Raw genomic sequence first — 7,908 nt, forward strand, 5'->3', positions numbered from 1 at the left:
CGCCGCGCTGTGGTGGGCCCGGCGGCGGGGGAGCGCGCCCCGGCCGGACCGGGCGGTGCTGCGCGTCGCCACGGCCGGCGGCGTCGCGCTGATGCTCGCCGTGTTCGTCGTCGCCCCGGTGCAACAGGCCCCCGGCACGTCGGTGGCCTCGATGAACCTCGCCATGCTGACCGGCGACGGCTGCGGGCTGGCCGACGCGCTGACCGTCGCCGTCCCCGGTGACGCGACGCCCGCGCTCCCGAGTGACCCGCCCCGTCTCACCGGGGTGATGCGGGACGGCCCGCCGCCCGACCGCCCGTCGATCCCCGGCCCCGTCTGGCACACCGAGGACGCCGGCACCGGCACCCTCGACGCCGGCTGGTTCCCCGTCCCGGCCGGGACCACCCGGCTGATCCTGCCCCTCACCGGGGACCTGCGCGGCGACCAGGCCGTGCGGGTCGAGTCCGGCGCCGGCACGGCCACGGTCGACCTGCCGGGGACGAAGGTCGCCGACTGGCGGGACGTGGCGGTGACCCTGCCCGGCCCCGCCGACCGGGTCCGGGTCGTCGTGGACGACCGGATCGACGGGCCGGACACCTGGCTCGCCGTCGGCGCCCCGCGGCCCGCCCGCGACCTGCCCGCCCGCACGGTGCTCGGCGACGCCCCGGTGTTCGCCGACCAGGCCTCGGCGGTGCTGTGGCCCTGCCAGGACCAGATCGCGGTGCGCCACGGCATCGCGCAGGCCCCGCAGTGGCGGCTGCGCACCGGCGACGACCTGGAGGGCGCGACCGAGGCCACCGCGTTCTTCCCGGCGAACGGCGGGACGCTCGCCGGGATCGGCCGCACCGCGACCTTCGACGAGCTGCCCTCGCGGCTCGATCCGCCCGGCGGGCGCGCGATGTTCGCGCCCGCGCACGTCGAGCGGGTGCGCTACGAGCACCCGACCGACGGCTGGGACCTCACCGTCGGAACGCAGCGACGGTGGGGCTGGGAGCGGCTGCCGACCCTGGCCGACAAGGACTACACCGGACGGGACTTCCTGGGCTGAGGCGTCCACACCCGTTCCCGGCCGTCCACACCGGCTGCAGCGGGTGTGGACGACCGCGGAGCGGTGTGGGTGCGGTGGAGCAGGTGAGGGTCAGTGCGCGTCGTACAGGCGGGCCCACGTCTCGCGGGAGGTGAGCCGCGGCTCCGCGCCCTTCCACTCCCGGGCGACCTGCGGCCCCTCGTTCCACAGCCGGCGCACCGTGTGCACCCCGCGGGTGGTGAGCTCGCGCAGCCGCTCCTGGTCGCGGGTCCGGATGCGGACGCCGTTCTCGGCCATGTCGGTGACGATCGCGCGCTCGAACAGCGACACGTGCCACCAGTGCGCCTCACCGGCCGGGACCATCCCGGAACGGAACGGCACCCGCCCGGTGGCCTGCAGCAGGGCGCGCTTCACCCAGGTCCGCACGATCTTCGACGGCTTGCCCCCGGCGAGGCGCACCACGGACTCGCGCACGTCGAGCCCGGCCTCCGCCAACGGCACGGCCGTCGTCTCGGGGTAGGCGGCGCGGATCCGGCGGATCTCCGCCGCCGCGGAGGCGGAGCCGTCGTCGAGGACCGAGGGGCCGCGCAGGAAGTCCTCGACCGCCGTCAGCAGCGTCGCGGCCAGCCCGTACTGCATCGCGACCAGGTACTGGGCCAGCAGCTCGACGACCGTCGCGGACACCGTGCGCCGGTCGAAGCCGGTCCGCAGGGCGGCGGTGATCAGGCCGTTGCGCTGGTTGAAGTAGCGGTGCCACTCGTCCCAGTCCTTCCAGCCGAAGTCGGCGTGCCACACGCCGGCCCCGGGCAGCGACACCGTGGCGAAGCCGCGCTCTCGGGCGCGGTACCCGAACTCGACGTCGTCCCACTGGAAGAACAGCGGCAGCGGGTACCCGATGGCCCGCACGATCGGTGCGGGGATCAGGCAGGACCACCAGCCGTTGTACTCGGTGTCGACCCGCTGCTCCTGCACGATCGGCAGCAGCCGCTCGTCGCGGCCGAGGAGGAAGCCCTCCTCCAGTGCACCGGGCACGGGCCTGCCGACGCGGAGCTTCTCGGGCTCGGCGTACTCGGCGGTGATGTGGACGTGCCCCGGGTGCAGCAGGTTCAGCATCTGCCCACCGACGATCGTCGGCGCGGTGGTGCAGGCGGCGAACCCGGTCAGCCGGACGACGATCTCCGGGTCGAGCAGCACGTCGTCGTCCATGAGCAGGACGTCGTGGTCGTCGGCCGGGTCGCCCGCGGTCGCCTCGTACAGGCCGCGGGTGAAGCCGCCCGCGCCGCCCAGGTTCGGCTGGCGCTGGTAGGCGAGCCGGTCGCCGAACGCGGCCGCCAACGTCGCGAACCGGTCGCGCGACTCCAACGGGTCGCTGCCCTGGTCGACCACGCGGACGCATCCGACGCGGGCCAGTGCGGCCGGGTCGTCGAGCAGCGCCTGCAGCGTGTTCAGGCAGTCCTCGACGCGGTTGTAGGTGCAGATCGTGATCGAGGTGGGCCGCGGCGGGCGGGGCACCGCGACGGTCCACTCGACGTCGGACACGGTCAGCGTGCCGATGTCGGTCGCGAACTCCAGCCAGAGTCCGCCGCCGTCGACGAAGCGGTCGATCGCCCCGGTCAGCTCGACCGTGGTGCTCCCGGTGGCGTCGACCCCGGTGGTGGCGACGGCACGGGCGACCTTGTTGGTGTCCGAGGCCATCAGCCACACCCGGCCGCGGCCGGCGGCGCGCAGCGTCACCCGGACCTCGGGCACCGCGGTCCAGCGCTGCCAGTAGGTGGCGTGCAGCCGCCCCCAGTAGGTGTTGGTGGTGACGTGGGTGGCCGGGACCAGCTCGATCAGGTCCCGCTCGCGGCGGGCGGCGCCGCGCAGGACCTCGGCGTAGAGGTCCTCGGGCACCAGGTGCGTCGGCCCGGTGAAGGGGCCACGCTGCACGACCAGCCGTCCGGGGCGGGTCCCGCCGGCGGGGTCGACGGCCGGGGCGGGCTCGCCCCCGCGGAGGGGCCGGGCGGTGTCCAGCATGGCTCTCGCTCTCGCCTCACTTCTCGGATCGGACATCACGGAGTCTGCCGGGGCCTCAGCCCGGCAGCGGCGTCGGGTCCGGCGACGGAGCCCCGGCCTGCCCGACCTGCTGCCAGCCCCACAGGGTCCGGTCGCCCTCCTGCACCGGGGCCGGGACCGCCCGCGGGTCGTAGGGCTCGACGAGCCGGACCTGGCCCCAGTCGAAGTCCCAGGCGCCGGGCAGGTAGGTCGGGACGTAGCGCTGGGCGGCGGTCCGGAGCAGCCAGCCCTGCGGGCCGCCGAACCGGCTGCGGCCCCACTCGTCGGCGACGGTGCGCTGCTGCGGGTCGGCGAGCATCCGGAACACCGGCACGTCGGCGATACCCCGGTGCACGCCGAAGCGCTGCACGCAGGGGTGTACGAACGACGTTGCCCAGTCCAGGTACGCGGTGCCGCGGGCGGCGATCGTGGTCAGCGGGGTCAGCCGCGGGACCCGGGGCTGGGCGACGGCGACCCACGACCCGGCCCCGATGCCGCGGTCGGACACGACCACCCGCACCCGGTCGGCGTCGGCGGCCGGACGGCCCGCCAGGTCGACGCGCAGGTCCCGCCACGCCTGGCCGCCCGAGGCGCCGCCGGAGTAGTCCGACGTGCTGCTGACGGCCCCACCGGGCTCGATCTCGTCGACGACCGCGCCGTCGCGGGCGAACTGCAGGGTCACGGTGTTGCCGCCGCCGATCGTCCCGGCGACGCCGAGCACCAGCGGCGCGGAGCCGTCGCGGGCCGCGGCGGGCAGCGCGTGCCACACCGAGCGGTAGTCGCCGACGTTCTCCGGGTCCGGCGACCAGCTGCCCATGACCGGCCCACCCAGCGGGCCGGTACCGGTGACGCCGGGCCGGTCGTCGCCGTCGCCGCTGTTGTCGCGCAGCGACCCCGGTCCGGTCGGGGGCAGGCCGTCGGGCGTGACGCCCTCGGCCAGGGGACCGGGGTCGGGGACACCGGCCGGTTCCGGCGCGACGGGCAGCACGTTCGCGGCCGGGTCGGTCTCGACCTGGATGCGCCCGGCGAGCCCGCAGCGCGACCCGGTCGGGTCGGTCAGGACGTCGGCGCCCAGGGAGTAGGAGCCCGCCTGCTTCTCCATGCCCTTGGCCAGGGAGGCGACCTGGAACAGCACCATGAACGCGCAGATCACCGCGATCGGCGCCGACCCGAGCCGGACGGCCTGGACGGTCCCGATCCGGCCGCGCCGACGCCCGAGGGTCCGCCGGACCGGGCGCGGCACCCCGGAGGTCGAGCGCAGGTGCTCCACCCCGGCGACGACGAGCGACACGAACGCCAGGACCAGCAGCACCGTCGTCGCCTGGATCCCGCTGACCGACACCGGCTTGTCGAACCACGGCACGCCCCAGTTCGAGACGTACCACCAGGTGTTCGGGCCGCGGAACGCCAGACCGGTCACCGCGAGCACCGCGCCGAGGAACAGCGCCTGGTTGCGTCGCGAGCGCAGCACACCGGTGCTCGTCGCCAGCGCGGCCAGCGCCGCGACGCCCGAGGCGAGCGCGGCGAACGCGCCGAAGTGGTGCGTCCACTTCGTGGGGGTCAGGGCCAGCACCGCGAACGACAGCGCGGTGCTGGTGAGCAGTCGCCGGGAGAACCCGAGCGCGGCGCCCGGGATGCGGCCGCGGCGCAGCAGCACGATCGTCGAGACGATCATGCACAGCCACAGCAGGAGGACCGGGAAGCGGCGTTGCAGCGAGCCGTCGCGGCTGTCGCTGAACAGCAGGTCGTAGCGGGCGAGCTCCTGGTACCAGGGCAGGTTCGGGCCGATGTCCTGGCGGACCCGGGTGGCCTCGGCGACGGTGGCGAGGGTCTGGTCGCCGAAGACGGCGGTGAGCACGATCAGACCGGCCGCGAGCAGCGGGCCGAGGGTGGCGGCCCACCCGGTGGTGCGGATCCGCTCGGTGAACAGCCGCAGCAGCGGCCGGGCCGCGGCCAGGAACGGGGCCAGCGCGATGAGACCGGTCGGCGTCGCCGCGACGGCGAACGCCCCCGCGACGAGTGCCCCCGCGACCGGCAGCAGCCGCCGGGTGGCCAGGGCGCGCTCCAGCATCACGAACGACACCAGCGCCGCGATCACGACGACGGTCTCCGGGCGGAGCCCGTTGTTGAACGGCAGCCAGAAGCACAGGAACACCCCGGCTGCGGCCCAGCCCGCGGAGCGGCTGCGCCGGACCCGGGTGCCGAGGCGCGGCAGCAGCGCCCGGCTGATCAGGAACCACGACGCGACGCCCATCGCCAGCGCCGGGACGCGCAGCCACAGCACCGACTCCGAGACCCCGCTCCACAGCGAGTACAGCTGGTAGAACCAGCCGAACGGTGCCTCGGGGACGTCGAACCAGCGGTGGTAGTTGCCGATGTAGCCGGCGGTGTCGTTGCCCCGGGAGATGTCGAGGATGTAGCCGTCGTCGCTGGTCATCGACCCGATGAGGGCCCACACGACCAGCACGCCGACGACGACGGCGTCGCGCAGGTCGTCCTGCCCGCGCAGCCGGCGCGCCAGCCGGCGGCCGTGCACGACGCGGCGGGCGTCGGCGTCGTCGATCCGGCGCAGGAAGAACAGCGAGCCGAACAGCGCGACGATCGCGACACCGCCCGCGACGAGCTTGAGCGTCGAGGCGTCGGTGTCGTAGCGGTTGTCGGTGTCGAACCGGACGCTCGTTCCGCCCATCGGGTCGCGGGCCGCGTCGAGGTCGGAGTGGATCCCGGTGAGCTGCGGACGGCCGTCGCCGGCGAACTCGTAGAGCGTGGCCCCGCCCAGGGTCGCCGTCGTCGCGTCGAAGTCCGAGGTGAACGTGAGCGCGCAGGGCGCGCCCGGCGGGGGCAGCGGTGCGGTGGCGATGCGCTGACCGCGGTTGTCGAGGGTGACCACCCCGTCGGCGACGGCGATGCGCAGCCCGACCGTGCCGCCGTCCGGGGCGCCGGTGGGTGTCGTGGACAGCACGGTCGCGCGGCCGGACCCGCGGTCGTCGAGGCTGCGGATCGCGTCGCAGCCGATCGTCGCGGTCAGGCTCTCCGGCCGGTACGCGACCAGGGGGGCGTTCAGCGGCGCGGTGCCGGTCGTGGCGTTCGGCCAGCTGACGGTCGCCGTGTTCTGCACGACCGGCAGGAACGGGATCGCCAGCGCCAGCACCGCCGAGAGCAGGCCCAGCGCGGCGGCGAGCAGGCGGTCGGTCGGACGCGACCGGCGGTCGGTGGGGCCGGATCCCGGACGGGGATCCGCCTCCGTGTCGGCGGTCAGCACACGACCGAGGCTAGACGCCACCCGGTGATCAACTGTGATCCCCCCGTGACCCCGACCGTCCACCCGTCCGGCGTAGTCCACCCACCCGGGGCCTCAAGGTCGGTCACTCCGGGTTTCGATCACGGTGAGTGATCAGCTGCGACATTCGGGCACTGTTCGGGTGTCACCGGTGACGGTGGTGATCTCGCCTCGTTGGCCCCGGTGTGAGCATCTGCACCGATTCGCGAGCGACGGCCGACGACCCGGCCACCGCCGCGTCCGCCGCCGGCGGAACCACTCCCGGACAGGAGGGTTCGTCTGGCCGATGTGGAGGAGACGGTGGCGGTGAGGTGCTCGCGCTGACGGGGCTGCGTATCGTCGCCGCGCTCTGGGTCGTCGCGTTCCACTTCCACTTCACCCCGATGGCGGGTGTGGAGACGGTGAACGGCTGGCTCGGACCGCTGATCACACAGGGTGCGCTGGGCGTCGACCTGTTCTTCGTCCTCAGCGGCTTCGTCATCGCCTGGACCTACCTCGACCAGCTCGGTCCGCGGCTCCGACCCCGGGACGCGGGCGGGTTCGTGTGGGCCCGCGCGGCGCGGATGTGGCCCGCCTACGCGGTGGTGTTCCACCTCTTCGGCGTGTGGCTGGTGGCGCGGCTGCTGTTCGGGTCGACGACCGACGTCGCCTACCAGGCGGTGCAGCCGTCGATCGGCGTCGGTGCGTGGCTCGAGCAGCTGTTCCTGGTGCAGATGTGGGACGAGCAGTACCTCGACGGCGCGTCCTGGGTCGGCCCGACGTGGTCGATCAGCGCCGAGTGGCTGGCGTACCTGCTGTTCCCGCTGCTGGCGCTCGGATTCTTCCGGCTGCGGAACCTGCCGTTCGCGGTGCTGGCGGCGGGGTCGCTGCTGTGCACCGCGCCGATGGCGGCCGCGTTCCTGGTGGTCGGCTCGCCGTATTACCCGTACAGCTGGCTGGTCCGGATCCTCGGCGGGTTCTCCGCCGGTGTCCTGGCGATGCTGGCCGTGCGGCGGCTGCGCGCCACCGAGCGGGTCCGCTCCGCGGCCTCGGCGACGGCGACGTCCACCGTCGCCGCGGTGCCGTTCGTCCTGCTGGCGGGGTCCGTCGTCGGCGGCGGCCTCCACGGCCTGGCCGTCGTCGCCTTCCCGGTCCTGGTCGGAGCCCTCGCGCTCGCCGACCGCGGACCGGTGCACCACCTGCTGACCCGTGGCCCGATGGTGCACGGAGGGCGGATCTCCTACGCCCTCTACCTGGTCCACATCCCGATGTTCGAGATCTTCTGGTTCCTGAGCGACTCCGGTGTCCTCCCCCGCGGCGGGGAAACGGGGCACCTGATCGCGCTCATCGTCTTCGTGGGGACTCTGCCCGTGGCACACCTGCTGTACTCGCTCGTCGAACGTCCCGCGCGCCGGTGGATGCGGGGCCGGGCCCGGCCCACCCCCGAGGCCGTCGAGGCGGTCGTCGCCCCCGACCCGGTCCCGGCCGCCCGCGGCGTCGTGGCCAACGACGAGGCGCGCCGTGACCCGGAGACCTCCGTGCTGCCGATGATCACCGACGAGCCGGTGACCTCGGTGCTGCCGGTCGTGTCCGCCGCCCCGGCCACCGC

The 7,908-nt window shown here is 74.6% G+C and carries 4 protein-coding genes; 2 read left to right on the forward strand and 2 right to left on the reverse strand.

The genetic code is table 11. The features are described from left to right. A partial coding sequence (locus GTW08_RS25265; RefSeq protein WP_202417668.1) for an arabinosyltransferase C-terminal domain-containing protein occupies nucleotides 1-1,027 on the forward strand: 1,027 nt, incomplete at its 5' end. Nucleotides 1,028-1,117: 90 nt separating this feature from the next. Here the strand turns inward: GTW08_RS25265 and GTW08_RS25270 are convergent. Continuing rightward, nucleotides 1,118-3,022 carry a glycosyltransferase gene (locus tag GTW08_RS25270; RefSeq protein WP_161152635.1) on the reverse strand — a complete coding sequence of 635 codons (1,905 nt, stop codon included), beginning with the start codon at nucleotides 3,020-3,022 and terminating at the stop codon, nucleotides 1,118-1,120. Between the two features lie 55 nt (nucleotides 3,023-3,077). Next, nucleotides 3,078-6,302, reverse strand: a complete 3,225-nt coding sequence (locus GTW08_RS25275; RefSeq protein ID WP_161152636.1) for an arabinosyltransferase domain-containing protein — start codon at nucleotides 6,300-6,302, stop codon at nucleotides 3,078-3,080. A gap of 329 nt (nucleotides 6,303-6,631) precedes the next feature. Here GTW08_RS25275 and GTW08_RS25280 point away from each other — a divergent pair. Beyond that, nucleotides 6,632-7,908, forward strand: a 1,277-nt coding sequence (locus GTW08_RS25280) for an acyltransferase family protein (protein ID WP_161152637.1), incomplete at its 3' end; no start/stop codon positions are given.

This window comes from Pseudonocardia sp. SID8383 (assembly GCF_009864975.1).
GTDB lineage: Bacteria > Actinomycetota > Actinomycetes > Mycobacteriales > Pseudonocardiaceae > Pseudonocardia > Pseudonocardia alni.